A 24,978-nucleotide genomic window follows, 5' to 3' on the forward strand; every position below is an offset into this window, starting at 1 on the left:
GTATGAAAACTTCATTCAAACTCTTTTTCCTTCTTTTAGGATTCTGTTTTGTTTCCTTATCCCATTGCAAAACATATGCTCTCCGCCTCCCTGACCCCGGATCGGAAGCAGAGATACAAACCCTGACTGTTTACGGTTTTGCAATCTTTAAAGTGAGAAAAAACCTAATCTCCGAACATGCTTTCCCTCTTCATGGGAAAGACCTTGTTTTTTCATCATCAACTAACGCAGTAGATACGAACTTATCTTTTCCATCGATAGCATTGGATTCCTATCATGTGCTGCTTGGCAAAGCCAAACAAAATTACATACTTTCCGAAATCGGATGGACAGAGATTTGCGGGAACAATTGCGTTTTAAAATTTCATGCCAATTTGAATCCGAACGAATCAAAATCGGCTTTGCCACTAGAAGGAAAACCGGGAGAGATCCGATTTTTAGGAATCTATTACCTGCATCTTTCTCCCCAAGGAAAACTCAAAAACGAATTCCAAGGAAAATTGGAGGAAGGATACTCCCGATTTGCGGATGATTCTCTCGAGAGCTTCAAAGAACATCTGTTTGAAAATCCGGAGGACACGAGCCAAAAATCGGCAGAAATCAAGTTCCTCAAGTCGTTTATCCAATCGCAAAAAGAAGGTTATTGGAAAGACAAAGCGGAAGAAAAACTGAATTTAATAATGAAGTAAAAATATAAAATCATCTCATTCGCGCGGGAATATCAATTCTCAAAAGTTGATTTTTCCTAAATCGGTTTTTCCCGGAGAGAGGAAGACTGTCTTATCATTTCCATGATTGCGCAAAATAGTATGACTGCTCCTGCAAGCCAAATCCTTTCGGGAGGAACTTCTCCTAAAACCAGCCACGCCGCAAAACTTCCGTATAACGGACTCATCGTTGAAAAAATCCCCGCTGTTGTAACTGGAAGGCTCGCAAAACTCCGAATCCACAGAGTATGGGCAAGAGCTGTAAAAACACCTGCAAGCAAAACTTGATAAAGCAGATATTTCGGTTCCGAAACCATCTCCCAAAATCCGGAAGCAAACGGAAGAAGAAGTAATGAAGTTGCAATCAGTTGTACAAGTAGTAGCTGGGAACTGGGATAATGACTGTGCATTTGTTTGGTCAGAATGTTCCGAAGCGAATACAAGACGGCAGACACCAAACCCCAAACAACTCCTTGAAAATGATTATCTGCCCAATTGAATTCCGGAACAATGATAGCAAGACCACAAAACGAAAATAAGGTGAGAAAAACAGAAAACTTATCGATCTTATGACCGAAAAACAAAGGCTCCAAAATCGAAGTAAATACAGGATAGGTAAATAAAGACAACATTCCGATCGCAACTGTAGAAACCTGTATGGAATGAAAGTAGGTCACCCAGTGGATTCCGAAAAGGATTCCGATTCCAAATACTTTGGCAAAATCGGAAAAACTGGAGAACACAAACCGTTTGCCCCGAATGAATAGGAAGATTGCCAAAATCAAAACAGAGAAAGCAGCTCTACCTGTGATAATGGTAGAAGCCGGGAAAGGAAGGAGCTTCGCAAAAAGTGTCACGTTTCCCATAATGAAAACGGACAAATTCAATTCGAGGATGTTAGACCAGCGGGAGGAAGAATTCACTACCTCCTTAAGTTTCAACCCCTAAAAATTTGGCTATGGATTTTCTGTCTTTTTCCAAACTATGTTTGTGAATTTCTTCGATCGCCTTTTCAACGATAGGTGAAACAAAGAGCAAACTGGAAAGAACTTCTACATCATAACTTCTTTCCGATCCGTCGCCCGCCGTTTGGTAAATACTTTTACCTTTGATGATAAACACATTGTCTTTGCCGGGAGGAGAGATCTTAAATTCGTGAGTGTTTGTGATAATGTCGAAAGTAGATTCCTCCAATAAAGATAAATCCGAAAGAGCTGCGGAAAGTACCGCGGGCATGGATCCTTCCAGACTCACCTTTCTCTTTTGAGTGATGATACTCCCTTCTTTTTTTTCTTCGAGTAAAGTTACATTCTTCAAATCAGGAAATTGATCCAAATGTTTGTAACGTTCTTCTCTGGCATGAAGTAATTTTGCGAGTGGTACTGAAAAACTATGAGTAACCTTATATTTCACTATTTCTTTTTTCCTTTCTTTTTTGCAGGTTTGGATTTTTTGGGTGCCGCTTTTTTAACAGGTTTCTTAGCCGATTTTTTAACAACCTGTTTCGCAGACTTTTTGGCCTTCGCCTTAGGAGATGTCTTTTTCGGTTTCGGGGCCGTTTTTTTTGCTTTAGGTGCTTCCGCTTTTTTCTTAGGAGCGGGAGACGGCGACTTGGCAACGGAAGCGGGTTTCGGTTTTGCAGATGATTTGTTTACTTCTGCAAGCAATGCTTCGTCTTCCCAATAAAATACTTGTTCGCCCGGAGTAGACTGCTCCATAGCGCGTGCCTGCGCTTCCAAAAGAGAAGTGTTTGTTTCACTGAAGTTTGCAAGCTTTTGGAATAGAAGGTTGATTTTCGGATCTTGAAATTTATTGCGAAGAGTCGAATAAAAATTCATCGCATCGTCCCCTTCCCTAATGGCAAGTTCGAGTGCTTTTTTCTCATCGTGGTTCACTTCTGCGGTTTTGTTCCGATCCAGCTTGTCCATTAACTTTTGTATGGTGGAAGAGTGAAATTTTTCGATTTCGGAAAGTTGTTTCAAATTCGGCAATTCTTTTCCTTCCGCATTTTTATACACTTCGCGGATGAATTTGATATGTTCATCACCATCTAACGCGAGTTGGCTGAAAAGTTCCCTGACGGCACCTTCAGGCAAACTCTCCGAAGTATTAAAATAGAATTGAAAACACTTAACTTCGTGTTCGATTGCGGCGGCTACCGCCTCGATAAATGTAGTTTTTTTTAAAGATTTCATTTGTGCAAATTCCTTAGAGAAAGCGCTTATAGTCTAGCTTGGAACAATTCAGATTCAAGCACTTTTCGAATCTTTTAAAATCAACTCTTCTACCTTTACAGACTCATAAAGCAGCGCTTGCGCCAAATAGTATGTAACCATAATCAGTATGGAAGCAAGAGTCCTATCCATTCCGGGATTTAAAAACATGGAATAGGCAATGATGGAATCGGAAACAATAAAGGAGATCGCTCCCAAAAGCCCGACTCTGAATGCATAAGTTACAGATTTACGGGCGAGTGCTCTCCAACCCATGATGCAAATTGCGAGCACGTACACTGCGACCGGAACGGCAAGAGGTCCCAAATGCGGAAACAAGAGGGAATAAAAAGTGAGTCCGTAGGCAAGAAAAGGTAAGAATAAAATCAGTTTCAAAGGAGAACCGAAAGAAAATGCTCCTGAATAAATAAGCTGTGCTACAAGAAAAGAACCAAGTCCCGGAACAAAAAACTTGGGATCAGGAAGAGCGAGGAAGGAATCTCCGAAGGAAGAAAACACAAGAGCAACTGCTACCAATTTTCCCCGTAGTTCCAATTTCTTCCAATAACGGAGGAGAGCCACGATCAAGATCAAGATAGGAATGATTTTGGAAGGAAGAAAAAAATAATTCTCTTTCGGGATTGTCAAAATCGCAAGGAGGTGGACGAGGGAATACAAACCAAATAAAACAATTTCTTTTGCCATAATTCTTACTTTACACGGGGACTCGTTTCGTTTTTTATCATAGGGAGAACCCGAGTGTTTTATTATATGAAGCAAAATCGTCCTTTGTCCATCCTTTTCTTAATTTCCCTACTTCTATCTTTTTCATCTCTCTCCGCACGAGAAGTTCCAAGCGGAGGCGAAATGCTTTTGGACATTGCTCTTGCAAGACCTTTGGGACTTGTAGGGACTTGCCTCGGGGTTGGCGCCTTTCTTATATCATTACCTTTCTCAGCATTGTCGGGAACAATTAAACAATCTAGCAAACGACTTGTAGTCTATCCTGCAAAGTTCACTTTCACAAGGGGATTAGGCGACTTCCCCGGCTATATGGAACCTTACGAAATCGTAGAGGAATAATTTGGAAGATTTATTATTCTCGGAATTCCCCGGAACGGGAGCCCAAACATGGAAAGAGCTGATTCTAAAAGACCTGAAAGGGGCTCCTTACGACAAAGTGCAATGGGAGACGGAAGAAGGTTTTTCCATCGAGCCTTATTACAGAGCGGAAGATTTAGAAGCCCTTGACTTACCTACTCTTCAACGCAAAGAAAAAGGTTGGCTTATCACCGATCCGATTTACCAAAATCAGTCGATCACTCTTGCCAACGAAGAAGCAAAATCCTTAGAAAAGAAAGGGGTTGATTCTTTATTATTTTATTCTCATGAAGAAGCAGGGAGCCGGTTCGGAATTCCGCTTCCCGGTCCGGACGATCTGCAAAGATTGTTTTTCGGATTAGATCTGAAAAATACTCCTATTATTTTATCCTTGGCCAATCGTGCCCCAGACTTTGCAAAAGAAATCCGTACTTTTGCAAAAGAAGCGAAACAAATTCTTACCGATTATGATCCGTTAGGCTCTGCATTACTTTGCGGGGAAACGGGCGGTTCGGAAGAAAAGATAAAGTCCAATTTGGCGACTCTTGTGTCTTCTTCCGGTTCCGAAAGATTTATTTGCATTCATTCCTATTATTTGAGAGAATCAGGCAGCACAATCACTCAGGAGTTGGCTTATTCACTCGCTTGGGCAGTTGAATATTTGAATATTCTAATCGAATCGGGAGCAAAACCGTCAGTTGCAGCACAATCCGTTTGGTTTTGGGCGGGGATTGGAGCAGATTATTTTAGCGAAATTGCAAAATTCCGATCTTTGCGAATCCTTTGGGCAAAAATCCTGGATGCATATGAACCGGGACTGGGAGAAAAGTCTCCCGCACAAATACATGCTAGTACAACGGAATGGAATTTTACAGCCTACGACCCTTATGTAAACATGTTACGCGGAACCACTGCTGCTATGTCCGCCGTTATCGGTGGAGCGGATTCGGTCACAGTACATCCGTTCGACAAAGTTTATCATGATTCGAATGAGTTCGGAACAAGGATTGCCCGCAATTCCCAATTGCTTCTCAGACATGAGTCCCATCTGGACAAAGTGGATGATCCTTCTTCGGGATCGTATTATCTGGAATCACTCACTCATAAATTATGCGAAGTTTCCTGGGAGGAATTTCAGACCGTTGAAAAGGACGGAGGGTTCTACAAATCCATGTTAGATGGAAAGATTCAGTCGAAAATAGAAACCGCCGAAAAGAAAAAAAGAGAAGCTGCTTCGAGCCGCAAACAGACTCTGTTAGGTACAAACCAATATCCTTTGGCTTCCGAACGTCATTCGGATTTGCAAAATTCCATTGGCAAAATCAATGAGCGATTGAATGCACCCGTTCAAACAAAATTCAAACGATTGAATTACTTAAGACTATCTTGGGATTTTGACAGACTTCGTTTTGCGACTGATGCACATTTTGAAAAAACAAAATCAGTTCCGAAAGTATTTCTGCTTACAATTGGAAATTTAGGAATGAGAAAGGCGCGTGCCGCATTCAGTTCCAATTATATAGGATGTTTGGGTTATACAATCCAGGACAACTTGGGCTTTGATTCCATCGAAGAAGGAATTCAGGCCGCTAAAAATTTCAAAGCGGATATGGTTGTGCTTTGTTCTTCCGACGAAGAATACATCGAATTCATTCCTGCATTCTGCGAAGGTATGAAAAAAAACCTACCGAATGTTTGGCGGATTGTTGCCGGTTTTCCGAAAGATCTGATTTCAAAATCGGAATCCGAAGGCATAGAAGATTTCATTCACCTCAAAAGAAACGTTATAGAGTTTATGGAAAAAGCACAAAAAAAATTAGGGGTTCTATAGATTCAGTCTATTTTTCCCTTAAGTGTAAATCCATCGGAAGATAGATTCGGAATTCGGTTCTTCCCGGTTCCGAATCTATCTTAATCTCTCCTTTATGTCTCTCAATCACCCGTTTGACTATATCAAGACCGAGGCCGCTTCCCTCTCCGGGAGCCTTCGTTGTAAAGAACGGTTCAAAAATCTTATCCCTGTGCTCTTCGGGAATTCCAGGCCCGGTATCCATGATCGAAACCACAAGATGATTGTTCGAACAAAAAGTACGGATGACCAAACTTCCTTTGAATTTCATCGCCTGAAGTGCGTTAAATATGATATTGGTCCAAACATGTAGCAGATCATCAGGATAACAATATATGGAAGGAGAGGATTCGAAATTCCGGATCACTTCCACTCCCCTTCTGATTTTGTCTTGATAAATAGTAAGTACAGTATTGATCCCTTCCGTAATGTTTCCGGGGATGGGGACTCCTTCCTGATCAAAATGAGAATAATTTTTCAAAGCATAAATGATCTTGGAAGCCCGGTCCACCGCGACCTGGATTGTCTTACTCATATTAAGCGATTGAATTTGCCTGAATATGATTTCCAAAATCTCCGAAGAATGGGGATGTTGCAGTAATTTGATATATTTCAAAATCACTTCATGGATTCCCAGGTCGATGGCCGAGTCTGCAATGGATTCGGCGTCTTCGATCGACTTTTCCTTTAAAGTCTGGACTAGAACTTTTCTCTTGTTTCTGGCTTCCAGGCCCGAAATAAAGTTCGAAGTGTTATAACTATCGAAAAGCAAATTCATCATATCGTCTAATGTGTCATAGTCGATTACGGAATAAATTTCTTTCAAAGCGCGAATTCTTTCCGGGAAACCCATTTGAGCATTGCGAAGATTCTGATTGCTTGCCTGAATCGCGCCGATCGGATTATTGATTTCATGAGCAATGCCTGCTATCAAATGTCCCAATGCAGCCATCTTTTCCGATTGAACCAATTGGGCCTGGGCAAGTTGCAATTTTTTCATCGCATCCACCAAATCCTGTTTTTGTTTTTCGATCAGATCGTTTTTTCTTAGAATTTCTCCATTATAGGTTCTAAGTTCATCTATTACTTTATGAAAAGTCAAATCCTGCATGCTCACTGCAGTACGAACGACTCCCTTATCATGAATGATACGGGTCTTTACGCTTACAGGAAACAGAGTTCCGTCTTTTTCGCAAGCAAACAAATTGACACTTGTGTTTTCCGCAAAACCCTCATCTAAAATCAAATCCCAAGATTCGCGGGCAAATAAACTGGAAATATCAATGGACTCGAGTTCGTTTTCCCGATAACCGAATCGACTGAAAAATGCTGGGTTAGCGTCCACGATCCCGGAGAAATTGGAATCGGAAATCCAAATGGCTTCCGTTGTGATTTGGTAAAATGCCTGGAACCTGGATTCGCTTTCTTTCAGTTCTCTTTCGAAATTCATTCTAGAACTGATATCCCGAACAACTCCTATCATTCTTGCGGATTGGTTTTCAACTTCGGAAACTTGGATATATCCTTCCATCCAATGGATTTTTTTTGTATGATCAATAAACCGATACTGAAGGTAAACTGCCCCGCCACTTTCGCTTAATACCTGCTGCACGACATTGTTGAAAGTATTTTTATCCTCGGGGTGAACCAGATCTCTAAAGCTTTCAAAATTTGGAAATCCGTCTTTAGAAACAAAATACAATTCATACAGTCTTTCGCTTCCAAGAAAACGATCGTTGAGAATATCCCATTCCCAAATTCCGATCTTAGCAACGTCGACGGCAAGGCGAAGTCTTGCTTCCGACTCTTTCAGTTTTTTTTCCTGAATCAGTTTGAATGAAATGTCAGAGATAAAAAACACCACCATCTCTATCTCACCGCTTTCTTTTAAGATAGGTGCTCCTGTGATTGAGATGGTTTTTTCATTTTCACCTTCCCAACTGATGATTTGGATTATATTTTCAACTGGCTCTCTTGTTCTAAGAATAACGGCAAATGGCTGGTTTTCTTCAGGAAAAGGATTACCTTCCAAAGTTTTATAATGAAACTTGGGCAATTTGTATTTTATTATATTTCCTTCATTTCTTTCCAATCCCAGAATTTTTTCTGAACTTCGATTTGCGTAAATGATCCGGCCATCCGGATTGAGAATGGCGATTCCATCCGCAGAGATTGCCAAAACCTTATTTAAAAAATCCCTTTCTTCCCGCAAGCGATGATCGAATGCAATACGGTCCAGGCCGTTTCCGAATAAATCGCAAAACAAACGAAGGTGGGGAACGAATTGGTTGGGAGAAAAATTAAACCGATCGGAATAAAAACATAAAACCTGATTCGAATTTTTGACGGGAACAAAGATCCAGTTGATTCCCTGATCGGAAAGTCCGACTTCAATGATTTTACCTTTCAATACCAGGACGACTTTATTATTAGTTATGCGATCGAAAATTTCCTGAACCAGGAAATTTTCCAATTGGAATTCCTGCGGATTTTTAAACATCCAATCCGTGTAAAAGGAATAATCTGTTTTTTTTATCTCTTCCCAACTGATCATTGGAAAAGATAAATCCAAAATGGAAGCAAATCTAGCGCCCATTCGATTTGCCATTTCTGAAAGGCTCACTTTCAGAATTTTGGGAACATCTTCATAAGAAGCAAAATTCAATTTTCTGGAAAAAGAATTCAGGTAACCTTCAAAGATACTTTGGGTCTCCAAAGCTTCCTTAGCTAAAACTTCCTCGGTAATATCAACTCCTGTACCAAGGATATACTCCAGCTTCCCTTCCTTATCAGTCAGAAAGGCGTTGTTCCAGCGGATCATAATTTGATCTCCGGACTTTGTCAGCCAAACATTTTGGAATTGGGGAACATTGTCCCTTCCCGGTTGGATTTTTTTGAATTTGGATCGGATCAAAGAACGTTCCGATTCCAAAATCAATATATCCCAGATATATTGATTTTCCACTTCTTCGAAGGAATACCCTGTTTTTTCCTGGCAGCGCCGATTGAAGACCCTAATTCGACCTTCCGTATCCAGAACCAATATAAGAGAGGCGACTGTATCTAGGATCGTTTGTGCAAAGCCGGGTTCATTCAGCATGGGGTTGGAGTGAGAAAGAAAACTATAGTCCGTTCCATCCAGGTTTCAATCGAAAAACTGCTTTCTCTATGGTTTTCTCTCTGTAAGGTTGTTCCATAGAAGACTCTATGCGACCTGATTTTACAAAAATACCCTTTTCCGTTCCCTCTAAATCCTCCTTCCAGAAATCGACTTCCCTTTGGCAAACCCCGGAAGGAATCCCGATCCAATCCCGCTATGCCAAATCGGATTTGGACGGGTTGGAACATCTCAATTATGTTGCAGGGCTTCCTCCTTATTTGAGAGGACCCTATTCCACAATGTATGTGAACAAACCGTGGACGGTTCGCCAGTATGCAGGGTTTTCCACCGCAGAAGAATCCAATGCATTTTACAGAAGAAACCTGGCGGCCGGTCAGAAAGGTCTCTCAGTTGCCTTTGACTTGGCAACTCACAGAGGTTACGACTCGGATCACGAACGTGTGGTAGGTGATGTGGGGAAGGCGGGTGTGGCAATCGATTCCGTTCTGGATATGAAGATTCTATTCGATCAGATTCCTTTGGACCAAATGTCCGTTTCCATGACTATGAACGGTGCGGTAGTTCCCATACTTGCATTTTACATCCTCGCTGCGGAAGAGCAAGGTGTCACCAAAGACAAGTTATCTGGCACTATTCAGAACGATATCCTGAAAGAATTTATGGTACGTAATACCTATATTTATCCGCCCAAACATTCCATGAAGATCATTGCGGATATTTTCGGTTATACATCACAACATATGCCGAAGTTCAATTCGATCTCCATCTCGGGATATCATATGCAGGAAGCAGGTGCAACCGCCGATCTGGAGTTAGCTTATACACTCGCAGACGGTTGGGAATACATTCGCACGGGAATCGCTTCCGGTTTAACAGTGGATGAATTTGCACCCAGATTGTCTTTCTTTTGGGCCATCGGAATGAACCATTTTATGGAAATCGCAAAGATGAGAGCAGGCAGACTCCTTTGGGCAAAAATAGTAAACCAATTCAATCCTAAAAACGCAAAATCAATGGCTCTCCGAACTCATTGCCAAACCTCAGGTTGGTCTCTTACGGAACAAGATCCATTCAATAATGTGGGGCGCACTTGTATCGAAGCGATGGCAGCAGCGCTCGGTCATACGCAGTCTCTCCATACAAATGCATTGGATGAAGCGATCGCACTTCCTACCGATTTTTCCGCACGGATTGCACGTAACACTCAGATCTATCTCCAGGAAGAAACAAACATCAATCGGGTGATTGATCCTTGGGGCGGCTCCTATTATGTGGAAAAACTCACTCATGATTTGGTCCATAAAGCCTGGTTTCTGATTGAAGAAGTACAAAAGTTAGGTGGAATGGCGGAAGCAATCGAAACCGGTATTCCGAAAATGAGAATCGAAGAAGCCGCCGCAAGAAAACAAGCCCGTATCGATTCCGGAAAGGATGTGATCGTAGGTGTGAACCGTTACCGGTTGGATAAGGAAGCACCGATTGATATTTTGGATATTGACAATACAGCAGTACGGGAAGCTCAGATCAACCGTTTGAATCAAATGAAACGGGATAGGGATTCGACTGCCGTGGAAGCGGCACTGAACGCGATCACCTCTTCTGCGGAATCCGGAAAAGGAAATCTACTCGAACTTGCCGTAGACGCCGCAAGAAAACGAGCTTCTCTGGGTGAAATTTCTTATGCTATGGAAAAAGTATTTGGAAGGTACAAAGCAGTGATCCGATCCATTTCCGGTGTTTATTCTTCTGAAATTTCGGAAGACAAAGGATTCATAGAAGCTCGGAATTTTGCCGATGAATTTGCCAAACTGGAAGGAAGAAGACCCAGGATCATGGTAGCAAAAATGGGCCAGGACGGTCATGACCGGGGAGCAAAAGTCATCTCCACCAGTTTTGCCGATATGGGGTTCGACGTTGATATAGGGCCTTTGTTCCAAACTCCTGCGGAAGTCGCCAAACAAGTGGTAGAGAACGATGCCCATATACTTGGTGTTTCTTCTCTTGCCGCAGGACACAAAACACTTGTTCCCCAAGTGATCGAAGAGTTGAAAAAGTTAGGCGCAGAAGATGTGCTCGTAGTTGTAGGCGGAGTGATCCCCGCACAAGATTATGATTTTTTGTACAAGTCGGGGGCGACAGCGATCTTCGGGCCGGGAACCGTGATTTCGGATGCCGCAAAACAAATTTTAACGATTATGCTCAATGAACGGAGAACAGCCTAATCCTCACCCTACAAAAGGAGAAAACCCTTCGGACACCGCGTTACATGTAATGCCCGGTGTGGAAGGGGCGCCTTCCGTAAATCCTTACATTCTCAAACAAAGAGAACTGACAAAAAAATCAAAATTCTCTCCGGAAGAAATTGCAAAAGGAGTGCTTGATGGCAACCGCACTCTCTTATCCAAAGCGATCACTCTTGTGGAAAGCAATAGGGAAGATCATAGCGAACTCGCACAAATGGTTTTGGAAAAGATTCTTCCTCGGACGGGAAATTCCATTCGCGTAGGAATCACCGGTGTTCCGGGAGTCGGCAAATCCACTTTTATAGAATCTTTCGGCCTTTATCTTTTGGAAAAAGGGAAACGGGTGGCGGTACTTGCCATTGATCCTACTTCTCAAAAAACACATGGTAGTATTCTGGGAGATAAAACCAGAATGGAAAACCTTTCCCGAGCGGAAGGTTGTTTCATCAGGCCATCACCTAGCAGTGGTTCGCTCGGAGGTGTTGCAAGAAAAACAAGAGAATCCATGTATCTTTGCGAAGCAGCGGGCTTCGATGTGATTATCATAGAAACCGTAGGGGTAGGACAATCGGAAACGCAAGTTCATTCAATGGTTGATTTTTTTCTACTCTTGATGCTTGCGGGTGCCGGAGATGAATTACAAGGGATCAAACGAGGGATTATGGAAATGGCGGATTTGATCGCTATCAATAAAGCAGACGGGAAAAACGAACCCTATGCCATTCGTGCGAAGGCAGAATACGAATCCGCATTATACTTGTTTCCTCCTCCAAAGTCCAAATGGTTTCCCAGAGCGATCACCTGTAGCGGGCTTGACGGTAAAGGTACCGATGAAATTTGGAAATTGATTTTAGATTATTCCGAGACAACCAAAACAAACGGTCATTTTGAACAAAATAGAAAAGATCAATCCAGGCTTTGGTTCCGGGAAACATTGAAAGAAGCGGTAATCGACAAGTTCTATGGTGAAAAAGGAATGGAAAAAACCATTCAAATGGCGGAAGAAAATGTGGTATCCGGCAAATCCTCCCTATTGAAAGAAATCAAAAAGCTGGTGGCAGGCTAAACAGGCGAAGAATAACCCACCAAACAAAAGTTAGGAAAGATCTCTTGACAAAAAACTACGGGAATGCCTTGAATATGGATTCCGATTCATTCTGAGAACCGTTTCCAGGAGTGAGACAAGTAAATTGCGCGTAAGATGTCTGGAACCCATTACCATAATAAGTCCTGGTGGTAATTCCGGAAGCGGAAGGATAAGTGCACTTTCCGGTCTTATTTGCAACATCGGCGACATTGATAACATCACAACTGCTCGGAACATTTGCAGTTCCAAATCCCAACGAATCATAACATAGATAAGTTGCCCCAACGCCGGCCGTACCGTTGACACTATTGCTAGTTGAGGTAGGAACCACCCCGGAATTGCTGGCAATATTCATTTTGAAATTGGAATCAGAGCCGGATACAAATTTCACTTGCAAGTAATACGTGCCCGGTGTAAGGCTAAACCTTTTGAACTCGGTATCTGTAGCCGTTCCAGTTGCGATCGTTGTTGCACTCGAAGTAGGAGAAGTGTAAAAGTAAAAATCCAAATTGGCTGCCGATCCGTACGAATTGAACAGATGAAGCCCGGACGTCATTATCGTAAATGTAAAAAACACACTCGGATCACTTGATGTGATCTTTCGATTAAAAGTATTCGGTTCATTGATGGCCAACACAGGAACCGGGCGATAACGAATTGTCTTAGAAAGCAAACTGATTCCCGATTTTTTTATGGAAACAGCAACTATCGAATTGTCAGTAATGCCAGCTAACTCAGGCATGGTGAATTCCAAGGAAGTGGTGCTGAGGATATTAATTCCAGTAGCATTGGCAGAGCCAACGGTTACCACATACTCGGACGCACTACCGATAAATCCTTCGCCGGTAATTGTAGTTTTGGTTCCGGGAAAACCCAACTCAGGGTTTATATCCGCAGAAGAGCTGTTGCCGTTTAATACAGTTACCAATGTTTCGAACAACAAGTAATTGGAAATCGGGTCCGAATCGTCTTTATCTTTTTTACAAGAAACTAGCGACACGATCAAAACAAAGGAAAAAAATGCATAGGTGAGCTTAAGATTCATTGCCAAATCCTTTTTATTTAGTAATCACCCTAAATATTATAATAAAAAGGAAATTAGATATACACGTAGTTATACGTGATTTAATGGCTAGAACCCGCACCTCCAGCGCTGGAAGATCTCCTACTAAAACTTTTACCGGAAAAAGAATTTAAAGAAGAGAACTTGGAACGAAAAGCAGAAGTCGGTGTAGGTCGTATTTGTTTCGGTACGATCCTATTTTTAATATCAGAATAATCACAATAAACGCATTTAAACCTTACTTGTTCTTCACCTTCCCTTTCATATGTCGACGAATGTATTATATTTGCTCTTTCATAGACGGATCTAATTTTACAATTCGGGCAAATGGAATAATCTCCGTAACGATAATCCGCTTTACGATGTTTTTCAATCGTATAACAAGATTTACACTTAAATATAATGAATTTATAGGAATGAAGACTCTCTTCTTTTATATCATTCTGATCCAAATACATTTCCCTATCCTCCTGATAGGGAACAGGACAAAGTTCCGATACGCATTTTTTGCATGGAATCGGGAGATATTGCAACGAATCTTCCCAATATTTTCTAAACCAATTGAATGTGAAAAAGAAGAGAACAAAAGCTGCAAAACTTGGAATTCCTATGAACTGAGGCAGCAAGTCCCCACCCCATTTCGCATAACAGAAACTAACGACAGAAAGAATAAAACAAACGAAGGAAAAAATCAGAAAAAAAGAGGTCCAAATTGTAAATCTTGTTTCCCTATAATGGCTTTTCTCATACTGTTTAAACCACGGACCTCTTCTCTCCCACAAAAAGAAATAACCAATAATAACAATAAATATTCCTCCGAATAAAAAAAGAGGATATCTCTGTTCCCAATTCTCTCTTGATTCGTAACTAGGATCGAGGTAAGTCTCGAGCCCTTCCGGAATCTCATCCAATGCAGCCTTCGACGGTTCAGGAAATTTTTCCGATGATTCGCTTAAAACTTTTGAGTAAGGGGTGAGATCGGATTTCAATGTTGCCGCAAGGGAATCGAACATGCTTTCATAACCTACGGAAAATGCACCTAACTTAAAATATGGGATCGCCCTTTCTTTCAAGATTCTATTACATAGAACTTTAGTTAGTTTTTCTTCCAATCCGTATCCTATTTCTATTTCAACTCTTCTTTGGTCCAAAACATGAAGAATCAATATCCCATTGCCCTTCTCCTTTTTACCAACTCCCCAAATTCGGAAAAGTTCAACAGCGACTTGTTTTGAAATCAAAGGATCGACGGATGGTAAAATAACAATTGCCATCTCAACGAAAGTTTCCTTTTCCAAACGAACGATCAATTCGTTTAATCTTTGTTTGGTTCCAGAATTTTCAAGAATGCCCGTTTGATCTAAAATCCGGGAATTTTCATCCGATATCGGATTTGGCAAAGAACCCGCAAATTCGGATAAGGATTGGCCTAGGAGGGAAAATGTGGATAGGCATAATATAAAACCAAACTTTTTGATCATGGACTTCCTAGTTGACGAATGATGATGCAAAGTCGCTGGCAAAAAGGCGAACTAATCGGAAAAAAATCTATAAATTTGAGCGAATCTCTGGAGGCGAGTGAAGATCTATGATATAGAGAAGGCGGACAAACCCACGAAACCGCACCCCAAATCCCTTCTTCTGTGCCAATAGAAACGAAGAAGTATTCGAAAAATCATCAGCGAAGTTGATCTTAAGGCGGGGGGCACCCTCTGACCACCTAATAGAAGTAAATCGATGACCTATCCCCCAAGCCTTATGATATGTTCCAAAATCAACTTCTTATCATTTTCGAAAAGCTGATTGAACTCGAGACCCACCTCGTAAAATTCGCCTTCATTGAATTCTTCCAATCTCACTACTTTTGCTCTGGGATAAAGTACATAGCGAACATCTGGGAATCTAAGTTCCAATTCCAACCTTGCCCCGATAGGCATAGGTTCTTTCGTGCTAAAGAGAAGGCCACCTTCCGAAATGTCCTGAGTTTCCCCTTCCCCTTTATCTTTAGGAAGGAACATTTTGTCCGAACCTGATTGGATAACTCGATAAGTGATATGTACCTTTTCGGAAATACGTTTATAAATACGCCTTTCTTGAGACATGGCTCCACATGCCCCCTTTTTTCGAAAGAGGGCAAGCGGAAAAAATCCGTTTCTTAATCTAAATCTTTTGTGTTGATTTTGTTGTCGGGCGGAATTTGGATTCGATCTATTCCCCGAACCGGTCGATATAACCGAAAACCACAGGCACCGCAATTCCTATATTTACTTTGTCACTTCCGGTTTAAGAATACGAAATTCCTGTAAGCAGGCGATTCCACTCCCTTCTCTGTATGTTTTTACTAATGTGGATTCAGCGATCAAGATTTTAGATCTGGATTCAAACTTTTCTTCCACAAAAGCATCAGGGCAAGTATCACTTAATAAAAGAACGGAATCGAATTTTGACCAGTCCTTCCACTTCCTAGGATGATCATTTCTCACCGCACCTTTTTCATATGTCTTGAGTTTCATCGCCAAATCAAAGTCAGAAGCGAGAACCCTTCCCTTTGTTTCATATTTTTCTTTGTCATGAAATGCATTGATCAAAATGTACTTTTTAGTCGGATCCAATTGGTTCGCAATTTCTCTCGCAGGTTGGAAATCGGAAACATTGGTCCCTCGGTAACAAAACGGTTTGGTTTGAAAAAACCGATCGGAAAGAAGCCCCTGATTATAAAACAAATTCCATCCGACGAGTCCCAGAACAACTGCTATGCTAAGATATCCCGCCGCAAGGAAAGGTTTTGATTCTGCGGATTGCACAAAACGCAAAGACCAAGCAGTTGTGAAAAAACCGATCGCAGGAATGAATTGCAACACATGACGCGGTTGTTTGTTTCCCGTAGCAAGCTCTAAAATCAAAAGTTCCAAAAAGATCGCTACCGTTGCACCAAACAGAGGATCTTTGATCTTATCCTTCCAATTTTTGGATTTGTTTGCGAAAAAATAAAGAATGGATACCGACGAAACCAAAAATAAAATACGAAACCCCCATACAAAATCGAAAATCCCGGGGACTTTCGGGTCAATTCCAGGCTCCGTCCAAAGTGTCAGAAAAAAACTACGGGTATAATGATTTACAATCATTTGGGCGTCTATCAATGCGCTGACCCTGTCCGGATTGCAAAAAAGCCATAAAAACGCAGGGAAAACCGCATACACCCACAAAACTACAGTTGTGCGAGGAAAGACTGCGATAGCTTTGCTTCGGTTGCGGAACATATAAAGAGATAAGTCTACGAATAAAACAAGACTTATGTAGTACATAAACATCTTAAACGGTCTTTGGTTCAAATTGATATTGCTCACCACACGCAGTACAGGTAGAGAGAAAATCATAAGAACCACAAAAACCAAATACGCCAGACGAAAACCCTTCGCATAATCCTTGTACAAGTATACAATCACATCTTTGTATTTGGTAGGATTGCGTAAAAACTCATAGGTGAAACATGCCATAAAAAACAAAATTCCATACGGGTACTTCGTGAAATAAAAACCGAACAGAGAGAATGCGACGAGATACTTGGTTGAGGTTCGGATTTCCCCGCTGTTATCTTCTTCGTACAACCTGTAAAGAGCGTAGGCAGACCAAAGCAGAAAGAACATAGACTGGGTTTCCAACATGGAAGTGAGGGAATAAGCGGGCACTTCCTGCGTTTGCAAAGTCAGTATAAAACTAAAAAAAGACAAGACACTCCCCCAAAACCAGGACCGGGTCACCTTGCTCAAAATATAAAATAACGTAGGATAAACGAATATGAGAAAGATAAGTCCGTTGAAGGAATCCCGATACGTAATAGGCCAATCCGTGGGAAAATAAAGAGAAGCAAATGTGATTATAGAACGGAGAGGTGGCCAGGTTGGAGATTCCAAAAAAGGAAAAAATCCCCTAAACCAAGAACCGTCTCTAAAATCCACATACTGATCGAGCACTGTGGCGAGCCTGATATTTTCATCCCAAGACAGAAAATCATGATTCGGACAAACATTCAAAAACATCTGCCAAGCCCGAACGGAATAATAATAAACCAGTAGGATTCCAAGAATTAAGAAAGGTATTCCAGCAATTCGTTTCATTTTCCTCTCACATTTAAAAAAGCCGCTTTAAAAGCAGCGATCGTATGGGCCAGGGTGCTTATTTCACTCAGGAAAAACAGTTTTTTCCGATTCTGAACAAGAATCAGATTCGATCACTTTTATAAGAATTTTTCACTTTAATTGCTACCGAATCTCAAAATCCTGTCAGAAAGAAGAGGGATACATGCAGGATTTCGTTGATATAGGTGAAAAATTTATCTTTGTAGTGATGTTATTCGCAAGCATCCTGGCCGTTGCCGTATTTGTAGAACGATTGGTCATTTTTCGTAAAAACCTTACCAAAGAAGCGGTCTCATTTTTAGAACATCTAGTCCCTCTGTTGCGCCACAAAGACCACAAAGGCACGGAAAAACTTCTTCATGATCAAAAAGAGGAAACTGCTTACACACGTTTCACTCAATTTTCTCTGGAAAGGGAAAAGGAAAATCCAAAAGGTTTATTCGAACTGATGGATGCCAAAATCTTAAAAGAAAGACTTCATCTGGAAGAGAGACTTCCTATTTTAAATACTCTTGGCAACAACACTCCTTTCATCGGACTACTGGGAACCGTACTCGGAGTGATCAAGGCATTCTACGGACTGGGAACTCTCGGAAACTCCGGAGCGGAAGTGGTAATGCGTAGTATTTCCACCGCCCTACTTGCTACTGCGGCGGGACTTGCAGTTGCCATTCCGGTCGTTATGGCAAATAATTATTTTTCAAGAAAGATCAAAGTGATCACCGGAAATTTGGAAATTCTTTCCAAAGAATTTCACGCCAATCTGATTACCGGCAAATCAAGTCATTCTTCACATACTCACCATTAGGAGATAGTTTATGGCAGGTAATTCCGGCGGAAACGATGAAGAGATAGGATCGATTAACATCACACCGATGGTGGATGTGATCCTCGTGCTCCTTGTGATTTTTATGGTAACAGCGAACTTTCTGAAGAAAGAGTCGATTAATATCAATTTACCGAAGGTTGCTGCGGCAGATCCCAATGTTGCCGAGTCCACCCAAGTCGCTTTGACCAAAGACGGCAAGATTCTTTTGGAAGGCAAAGACACGACCATTCCCTCTTTAGTAAAACATCTGGAGAGAGAGGCGAAAATCAGACCCAATATGAGACTCACTCTTTCGGCGGATGAAAGACTTCCCTACGGAAAAATCACCGAAACGATGGGAATGATTCGCAAAGCAGGTGTTACACGAATCGCACTCTCCGTAAAAAAATAAAATGAAAGACAGATGGAAACAATTTAAATCCTGGGTTCATGAATTCGGACTGTTTAAATTTTCCATTATATTCTCATTGGTGTTGCATGGTTCCGTTTATTTGATTTACTTTATAGCCACTTTGCCAAGTGACTCGGACTACGAAGAAGTCAGCAAGCTAGACGAAGTGGATGTGGATTGGGAAGAGATTCCACCCGAACTTTTGGGAGGAGAATCGAGTCCTGCCCCTGTGGAAAAAACTGACTGGGTGGAAGGTTCCAATAAAGACCAAAACGCAGAAGCACCCGATGATACGGATATCAACCCCAACCAACTTTCCGGGGATGGAACGGACAAAGACGGATTTTTATTTTCTTATAACGGGGACCGACCCCCCACTCCCATCATCGATTTTGATTTAAAAAGTTTCTTTCCAGAAGCGGCGAAAGCCGCAAATATAAACACGAAGACAGTGGTTGTTATGGTACAAGTAGATGAAACAGGCCAATTGCAAGGGGCTAAAGTTGCTTCCGGCAGAGCAGGATACGGGTTTGACGAGGCTGCGCTCAAAATAATTCGTATGGCTCGTTTTGTTCCGGGTTATAATAATGGCAAACCAACCAAGATGTCTCATAGATTGCCAATACTCTTTGATTTGGAAGAAGATTGATCATGGAAAAAAGAAGGATCGCTCTCCTCAGTATCTTCGGACTGGTCGCATTGTCCGCAGCCGGTTTTTACTCCCGCCCGGTTACAGGCAATAGTGAAACAAAATCCCTAAGGTTCCCCTCCGGGCTCGTTCCCGATCCTTATGAATTGTATGAAAGTCTCCCCAATTATCGGGCATTAGACGAAGATAAAATTTCAAAAGAAACGGATCTTTCCGATTCCTTCCCTCCTCCGGGAGACCAAGGAAATCAAAAAAGTAGCGTAGGGTTTGCCGTTGGTTTCGGACTGATTTCTTATTTTGAAGCGGAAAAGAACAAAAGAGAAAACATATCTTCCATAAACCCGATCTCCAAAGAGGGGCAGTCGGTATTTTATTCCCCGGCTTATATTTACAATCAATTGAATGGAGGAAAAGATTCAGGTGCCTCCTTACTCGAAGGATTGATACTCGCCCAGAGCAGAGGTTCCGTTCCTTTAAAAGAAATGAATTATACTCCTTCGCAGTTCAGGTCCAAGCCCGGTGCCAATCTGATCGAACTGGGAAGAGAGACACGATTTGCCCGCATTTTCAAAATTGATTCCAACGAACTATTCCATTTAAAACATTCCATTTCCAGACGAAACCCTGTTGTGATCAGCTTTCTTACTTATGAAAATTTTTTGGAAGCGCATGGTCCTGCGGTTTATCAATCGGCTTCGGGGGAGCTACTCGGAGCACAATCCTTGGTACTCATCGGATATGACGATGATAAAAAAGCATTTCGGGTTTGGAACTCTTGGGGAAGAGAATGGGGAGATTCAGGATACCTTTGGATCTCTTATTCTTTGATCCAAAAACTGACCCGGGCTGCCTATACTGTGGTTCCCGCAACAGATTCCAAATTGTATTCTGAAAAGCAAGTATTGGCAATCCTGGATGAAATCCCTTCCACAGGCAGAGATCTTCGTCCACCAAACGAAATTTATGCGACCAGAGGGGAATTTAAAGACAAAATCAGAGTCACCTGGTCCAAAGATCCCAAAGCGATCGGCTATGAGATTTACCGCAAGCGGAAAGGTGAGGCCAAATTTCAAAATGTAGGTTTGTCCAGACAGACTCAGTTTGATGATTTCGGAACACAGACAAATCTTGCTTATACATACCGGGTTGCAAGTCTGGACGAACATAGAATTTCCCTGCCGTCCCATGACTCAAACGAAGGTTATACGAGCAACGATCCAAAAACAAATGAAATCGTTCCTATCACAAATCTCACTGCAAGTATCGGAAAGTACTACGATCGGATCACTTTAGAATGGGACAGTCACCTAACGGCAGATCAGTATTCCATATACAAATGGAACCCATCGACTAAAATCTTCCGGTTTTTGGGAAAATCGGACAAACCGGGTTATGTAGATTACAAAGCATCCAAAAACGGCGATGCGGAATTGTATCGTGTGTTTCCTCATAGAAAAAATCTAACGGGGGAAGGAAGCAAATACGTTTCCGGATTTTTGGATCCGGGTAAAAATATAAAACTGATTCCAAGCCAAGTCACCGCTTCCAAAGGACTCTATTCCAATAAAGTAATCATAGAATGGGACGGTTCCACCAATGCGATCGAGTATGTAGTATTTCGCAGAAAGAATGTGGATGATGAGTGGGCAAAAATAGGAAAAACTTCCAAAACCAATTTTACAGACGAAAATCCTCCTCTTACGGAAAACGACTATGCAGTCTCCGCAGTTTACGACAATCATCACTTAAGCGCTCCATCCGATTATGACACAGGTTATGCGACTTCACTCTCAAAACGTGCGGAAGTTTCACAAACTCCTCAAATCATCAATATTTCGGAATCTACTTCTAAGTCTTCAGTTTCCATCTTTTGGAAAAAACGACCCAATATAGAAAAGTATTCCGTCTTGGTTCGCAAAAAAGAAGAAAGGGATTGGAATCTTATATCCAACCCGGAAGGTTCTGCGGACGAGACCACCATTTCCAATTTGGAAAAAAACGAATTCTATTTCGTAAGCATTCGTGCAAAAGAGTCGAATAAAGAAGAAAGCCTTGCTTCCACTCCCGTAGTGATTGTTCTCAGCGAAATAGTAAAGGATATAAAGAAAGTAAGAACCTTCGGGGAGTCTAGCATTACCAAGTTTGTAGGTCCATGGACTGCAATGTATTGGGATGGAAAATCAAACGTAAAGCCTGTAAAATTAGAAATCCAATCCGATGATTCCCAGGAAGAGTACACTCTCAAATGGAATGATAAAGAATTTTATCGGGGTAAGTTTGCAGTAGATTCCCATATTCTGGAAGAAAAAGGGAAATGGAAAATCAATCTATCTCCATCCGCCGATTCTCTATCGGCGGAATTTAAAGAGAAAAATCTACTTCCCGAAAAAGGTCACCTATCTTTCGTTAGAGAGTAGATCAGGAATATTTTTCGATAAACCAATCAGGAAGTTTCCAAGGCCTATTGGTATTGAAATTGAAAAAGATAGTATGAAATACCGCCTGACAGACTAATTCTCCGTCCGAAACCCTTCTCATGGTTTGAAATACTTTTCCTCTTGTTTTTGTGACATCACCGAACGTAGTTTCAATCCTGATCTTATCCGGATGACTGAGTGGTTTATTATAACTGAGTTCGGCCTTGTACATTACAGGTCCCACTTTCTCTTCTCTCATTTTAGCAAGGGAAAACCCTTCCTCTTCCAATGCCTGCATCCTGGCTTCATCAAAATAAAACTGATATACTCCGTTATTTACATGTCCATTGGAATCCATATCGCTCCAAAGTACCGAAAGTTCTGAAACAAAGGGGGAATTTAATGTTTGGTCCATATTTCGATTCTTTGACAGACAAGTCTGTCTGTCAACAGAAAAGTAGACAGATTTGTCTATTACACTTGACTTTTGAAGGGAATTAGGTAGATTAATAGTTATGGCTGTTATCGAAAAAAGCGAGGTTCGTAAAATTCCCCCCAAACAAAGAATCCTAAAAACAGCGATCCAACTCTTCTATCGCCAAGGTTATGCGAACACAGGGATCAATCAAATCATCAAAGAATCAGATACTGCCAAAGCGAGTTTCTACGACCACTTTCCTTCAAAAGAGGACTTGGGGAAAAGAGTGATCCATCACTATTCCGTAGAAGTGCAAGGATGGTTGAAAAATATCCTTACAAAAAGCAAAGACCCACTTTCGTTTGTAGATGAGTTGTCCAAAGCAGTTCAAATACAAATCAGATCGAAAGATGCGATTTACCAGGGCTGCCCCATCGCTTTATTTTCCAGTCAGTTTCCCTTGGACAATTCCGGTTTTCAATACGAGTTTCAGTCTTCCGTGAAACGTTGGGAAAAGATGTTTGTAAATTTTTTTACAAAATTAAAGGAAAAAAACAAAATCTCTTCCGGTTTTCAATCGCTGGAAGTCTCAAGGGATCTGATCAATCTTTATGAAGGCGGGCTTATGAGCTGGAGAATTTCGCAAAACAAAGATTATATTGCCCGGATGGAAATTTCCATGAGAGAAAGAATCCGTTCCGAGCTTAAAAAATAGTTCCGCTATCGCAGTTTTTCCTGCAACTTTTTTCCAAGCCGATACAAGTTCCTATAAGAATACTCAAATCCTGATTGGAGTATTCTCCTGAATTTGCGGCAAATCGGTAAAAAAGATCATTCTGCAAAAAACAAGTTCCTTCGATCGTAGAACATTTGTTTTTTTCATAACAACCGGATCTGGGAGAAAACGGAGAGCCGCACCGGATCAGGCAGAACGAAAGCAGTAAGATAGGAAAATATCGCATCACAAAACAACCGTTTCGTTTTCCAAGCGGGACTTGTTCAAAGAGGATAATTTTTGTTTTTTCCCGGAAAGATTTTCGATCTTTACTTTGCCTATGATTTCCACAAACTGATCGAACTCAACTTCCCCTTTTACAGTCAATTCTTCGCAGAACACCATGGAAGGATAGATTTTGAACAAAGAATCGAAAGGTCCTAACTTTTTATAATATGCATCATCCAAACTGACTAATACCTCTCCCAATCCCTTCTCTTTACGAAGAGGGGCCATAGTCAAAGAATAATCTTTGTTTAGAATGTATGCGTCGGAACGGCGAACCAGATAGTCTTCCGTTTTTTTTACAGGGGCAAATCTGTCTCTAGGAATGATGATGCCTTTGAATTTAGGAAAATTTCCTACAGCGGAACCCATCGCGGTTTCCAACTGAATCACATCTTTTCCTTCGACTTGTTTGGGATTTACAATAAGAGAAAGGGAAAAATTCCCTTCGGAAAATCTTTTTTTAAGAGAACGTAAATTGATCCAAAGATTGTTTGTGGAAAATGTTCTGAATTTTCCAAGACCGCCAAACTCATGTTCGTTTTCCTTGGGAACCTGAGCCGTTTCCAAAAGTTCATATTTTAAGAATTTGCCATTTACAATTTTTTTGTAAATAGCCCCCCCTTTTTTGTCTGCAAGTGTTTTGGGAGTCATCTCCATTGCAAAATCAACACCCTCTTGCAAAAGATAGGATACGATATGAGGATCTACGGTCGCACCCAGATTGTCTCCGTTGGATAAAAAAGCGATCTCATAACCTTTTGAAAGAAGTTCATCCAAAATCCCGGATTCAACTAATGTAAAATAAATATCTCCGTGCCCCGGGGGACACCATTCTTCCACCGCATGTGAAAGGGAAACAGGCACCAGATCCCCCGTAATCAGTCTGGGTACTTTATGTTGTAAAAATGAACTGGTCAGGCTTTGTTTGAAACCGATTTGTTTTAATTCCTTTTGACTGTCGGTTTGAGTATTGTACGAATCCATCAAAAGAAGAGGAATTTCAATATTACACAAACTTCTAATATATTCCACTTGTGAGGCAATCACAGCCAAAAAGGATTTACCGTCTTTGATCGGGATCAGTGACTTTGCCTTTTCCAATCCCATGGATGTTCCGAGTCCGCCATTTAACTTGATCACTACGAGCTTGGACAGAGTGTTCGGATCGGATGCGTATAATTTTTGAATTTCCAAAAAATCGATTTCATCGATTTCAGGATCCAAATCGCCTACTTCGCTCCAAGTAACGATTCCGTTTTCTCCTTTTCGGACCAGATCCACTTTTTGTAAAAAATCGGAAACGAAGGCTTCGCTTAAACCTTCCTTCAGCATTTTTTCGCAAATCAAAGTCTCAGATATTTCTTTAGGAATCGGCATAATTTCTCCTGCTTAATTTCCGTTCCATTCACCCAATTGCAATCGGTACGGTTCTTCCAAATGATTCGGCTCCCAGAGAAATATCACTTGGACTTCTCTACCTTCTTTTCTGGGAACGGGAACATTCTCCCGTCTATCATACTTTGGCATAAATACTAAAAAATTGTACATCCAAACTTTTCTCGTATCTTTGCGCTTTTCGGTTTGAATCCCTTTTTTCAAAGGATCCTGTTTTAAAATTTCCCGAAAAGGGAGAGGATACAACTTTTCCCAAGCTATCACCAATTCCTGGGAAGCACGCGCATAAGAGGGCGGAGAAGATTCAGTAAAAAGTGAACCCTCTCCCAAAAATAAAAAAATGAAAATGA

General features: G+C 41.3%; 23 protein-coding genes. 10 read left to right on the forward strand and 13 right to left on the reverse strand.

What is annotated here, in order from left to right; genetic code table 11:
• Positions 1-689 (forward strand): hypothetical protein (locus EHS11_RS19715; protein ID WP_167884300.1); only part of this gene is annotated, 689 nt, incomplete at its 5' end.
• Between the two features lie 56 nt (positions 690-745).
• Here EHS11_RS19715 and EHS11_RS00380 read toward each other — a convergent pair.
• The 4 genes from EHS11_RS00380 to EHS11_RS00395 are packed head-to-tail and all read right to left on the reverse strand — an operon-like array spanning position 746 to position 3,625.
• Positions 746-1,630, reverse strand: a complete 885-nt coding sequence (locus EHS11_RS00380) for a DMT family transporter (RefSeq protein ID WP_281282534.1) — start codon at positions 1,628-1,630, stop codon at positions 746-748.
• Positions 1,631-1,637: 7 nt separating this feature from the next.
• Positions 1,638-2,120: a DUF2505 family protein gene (locus EHS11_RS00385; RefSeq protein ID WP_135762443.1), complete on the reverse strand. Its 483-nt coding sequence runs from the start codon at positions 2,118-2,120 to the stop codon at positions 1,638-1,640.
• The gene (locus tag EHS11_RS00390; RefSeq protein ID WP_135762444.1) at positions 2,120-2,902 is read right to left on the reverse strand and encodes a ferritin-like domain-containing protein; all 783 of its coding nucleotides are present in this window, start codon (positions 2,900-2,902) and stop codon (positions 2,120-2,122) included. The genes EHS11_RS00385 and EHS11_RS00390 overlap by 1 nt, the downstream gene beginning before the upstream one ends.
• 54 nt (positions 2,903-2,956) lie before the next feature.
• A complete protein-coding gene (locus EHS11_RS00395; protein ID WP_135762445.1) occupies positions 2,957-3,625 on the reverse strand; it encodes a lysoplasmalogenase in 669 nt (222 codons plus the stop codon).
• Between the two features lie 66 nt (positions 3,626-3,691).
• On the opposite strand from EHS11_RS00395, the gene EHS11_RS00400 reads away from it, so the two are divergent.
• Both EHS11_RS00400 and EHS11_RS00405 read left to right on the forward strand, forming a co-directional pair.
• Positions 3,692-4,003: a hypothetical protein gene (locus EHS11_RS00400; RefSeq protein ID WP_135762446.1), complete on the forward strand. Its 312-nt coding sequence runs from the start codon at positions 3,692-3,694 to the stop codon at positions 4,001-4,003.
• Position 4,004: 1 nt separating this feature from the next.
• Complete coding sequence (locus tag EHS11_RS00405; protein WP_135762447.1) at positions 4,005-5,852, forward strand: methylmalonyl-CoA mutase family protein; 1,848 nt, start codon at positions 4,005-4,007, stop codon at positions 5,850-5,852.
• 7 nt (positions 5,853-5,859) lie between these two features.
• Here EHS11_RS00405 and EHS11_RS00410 read toward each other — a convergent pair whose 3' ends face one another.
• Positions 5,860-8,970 carry a PAS domain-containing sensor histidine kinase gene (locus EHS11_RS00410; protein WP_135762448.1) on the reverse strand — a complete coding sequence of 1,037 codons (3,111 nt, stop codon included), beginning with the start codon at positions 8,968-8,970 and terminating at the stop codon, positions 5,860-5,862.
• Between the two features lie 107 nt (positions 8,971-9,077).
• On the opposite strand from EHS11_RS00410, the gene scpA reads away from it, so the two are divergent.
• Both scpA and meaB read left to right on the forward strand, forming a co-directional pair.
• Entirely contained in the window at positions 9,078-11,213 is a 2,136-nt protein-coding gene (gene scpA, locus EHS11_RS00415; protein ID WP_135762449.1) for a methylmalonyl-CoA mutase, read from the forward strand.
• 49 nt (positions 11,214-11,262) lie between these two features.
• On the forward strand, positions 11,263-12,300 hold the full coding sequence (gene meaB / locus EHS11_RS00420; RefSeq protein WP_210413605.1) for a methylmalonyl Co-A mutase-associated GTPase MeaB: 1,038 nt from the start codon (positions 11,263-11,265) through the stop codon (positions 12,298-12,300).
• Between the two features lie 55 nt (positions 12,301-12,355).
• On the opposite strand, the gene EHS11_RS00425 is transcribed toward meaB, so the two are convergent.
• The 4 genes from EHS11_RS00425 to EHS11_RS00440 all read right to left on the reverse strand — a co-directional run bounded on the left by EHS11_RS00425 (position 12,356) and on the right by EHS11_RS00440 (position 17,505).
• On the reverse strand, positions 12,356-13,366 hold the full coding sequence (locus tag EHS11_RS00425) for an IPT/TIG domain-containing protein (RefSeq protein ID WP_135762451.1): 1,011 nt from the start codon (positions 13,364-13,366) through the stop codon (positions 12,356-12,358).
• An 80-nt stretch (positions 13,367-13,446) separates the two neighbouring features.
• Entirely contained in the window at positions 13,447-14,865 is a 1,419-nt protein-coding gene (locus EHS11_RS00430) for a TPM domain-containing protein (protein ID WP_135762452.1), read from the reverse strand.
• Positions 14,866-15,126: 261 nt separating this feature from the next.
• Positions 15,127-15,486 (reverse strand): PilZ domain-containing protein, encoded by a 360-nt coding sequence (locus EHS11_RS00435; RefSeq protein ID WP_135762453.1) that lies wholly within the window; start codon positions 15,484-15,486, stop codon positions 15,127-15,129.
• A 162-nt stretch (positions 15,487-15,648) separates the two neighbouring features.
• Entirely contained in the window at positions 15,649-17,505 is a 1,857-nt protein-coding gene (locus EHS11_RS00440; RefSeq protein WP_135762454.1) for a hypothetical protein, read from the reverse strand.
• Positions 17,506-17,689: 184 nt separating this feature from the next.
• On the opposite strand from EHS11_RS00440, the gene EHS11_RS00445 reads away from it, so the two are divergent.
• The 4 genes from EHS11_RS00445 to EHS11_RS00460 are packed head-to-tail and all read left to right on the forward strand — an operon-like array spanning position 17,690 to position 21,812.
• The gene (locus tag EHS11_RS00445; RefSeq protein ID WP_135762455.1) at positions 17,690-18,334 is read left to right on the forward strand and encodes a MotA/TolQ/ExbB proton channel family protein; all 645 of its coding nucleotides are present in this window, start codon (positions 17,690-17,692) and stop codon (positions 18,332-18,334) included.
• Between the two features lie 10 nt (positions 18,335-18,344).
• Positions 18,345-18,746 (forward strand): ExbD/TolR family protein, encoded by a 402-nt coding sequence (locus EHS11_RS00450; protein ID WP_135762456.1) that lies wholly within the window; start codon positions 18,345-18,347, stop codon positions 18,744-18,746.
• Position 18,747: 1 nt separating this feature from the next.
• Positions 18,748-19,395, forward strand: a complete 648-nt coding sequence (locus EHS11_RS00455; protein ID WP_135762457.1) for an energy transducer TonB — start codon at positions 18,748-18,750, stop codon at positions 19,393-19,395.
• Positions 19,396-19,397: 2 nt separating this feature from the next.
• Complete coding sequence (locus tag EHS11_RS00460) at positions 19,398-21,812, forward strand: C1 family peptidase (RefSeq protein WP_135762458.1); 2,415 nt, start codon at positions 19,398-19,400, stop codon at positions 21,810-21,812.
• Between the two features lies 1 nt (position 21,813).
• On the opposite strand, the gene EHS11_RS00465 is transcribed toward EHS11_RS00460, so the two are convergent.
• Entirely contained in the window at positions 21,814-22,227 is a 414-nt protein-coding gene (locus EHS11_RS00465; protein WP_135762459.1) for an acyl-CoA thioesterase, read from the reverse strand.
• Between the two features lie 100 nt (positions 22,228-22,327).
• Between EHS11_RS00465 and EHS11_RS00470 the strand changes: the two genes are divergently transcribed.
• Positions 22,328-22,945 (forward strand): TetR/AcrR family transcriptional regulator, encoded by a 618-nt coding sequence (locus EHS11_RS00470; protein WP_135762460.1) that lies wholly within the window; start codon positions 22,328-22,330, stop codon positions 22,943-22,945.
• Here EHS11_RS00470 and EHS11_RS00475 read toward each other — a convergent pair.
• Genes EHS11_RS00475 through EHS11_RS00485 form a run of 3 tightly spaced genes read right to left on the reverse strand, consistent with a single transcriptional unit; the run spans position 22,935 to position 24,958 of the window.
• A complete protein-coding gene (locus EHS11_RS00475; RefSeq protein WP_135762461.1) occupies positions 22,935-23,192 on the reverse strand; it encodes an LA_0364 family Cys-rich lipoprotein in 258 nt (85 codons plus the stop codon). The two genes, EHS11_RS00470 and EHS11_RS00475, sit on opposite strands and share 11 nt — an antisense overlap.
• Entirely contained in the window at positions 23,192-24,610 is a 1,419-nt protein-coding gene (locus tag EHS11_RS00480; RefSeq protein ID WP_246047462.1) for a UTP--glucose-1-phosphate uridylyltransferase, read from the reverse strand. Before EHS11_RS00480 ends, EHS11_RS00475 begins: the two co-directional genes overlap by 1 nt.
• Before the next feature lie 12 nt (positions 24,611-24,622).
• Positions 24,623-24,958, reverse strand: a complete 336-nt coding sequence (locus tag EHS11_RS00485; RefSeq protein WP_246047463.1) for a hypothetical protein — start codon at positions 24,956-24,958, stop codon at positions 24,623-24,625.
• Positions 24,959-24,978 lie beyond the last annotated feature (20 nt).

The sequence above is a fragment of the Leptospira ilyithenensis genome (genome assembly GCF_004771005.1).
Taxonomy (GTDB): Bacteria; Spirochaetota; Leptospiria; order Leptospirales; family Leptospiraceae; genus Leptospira_A; species Leptospira_A ilyithenensis.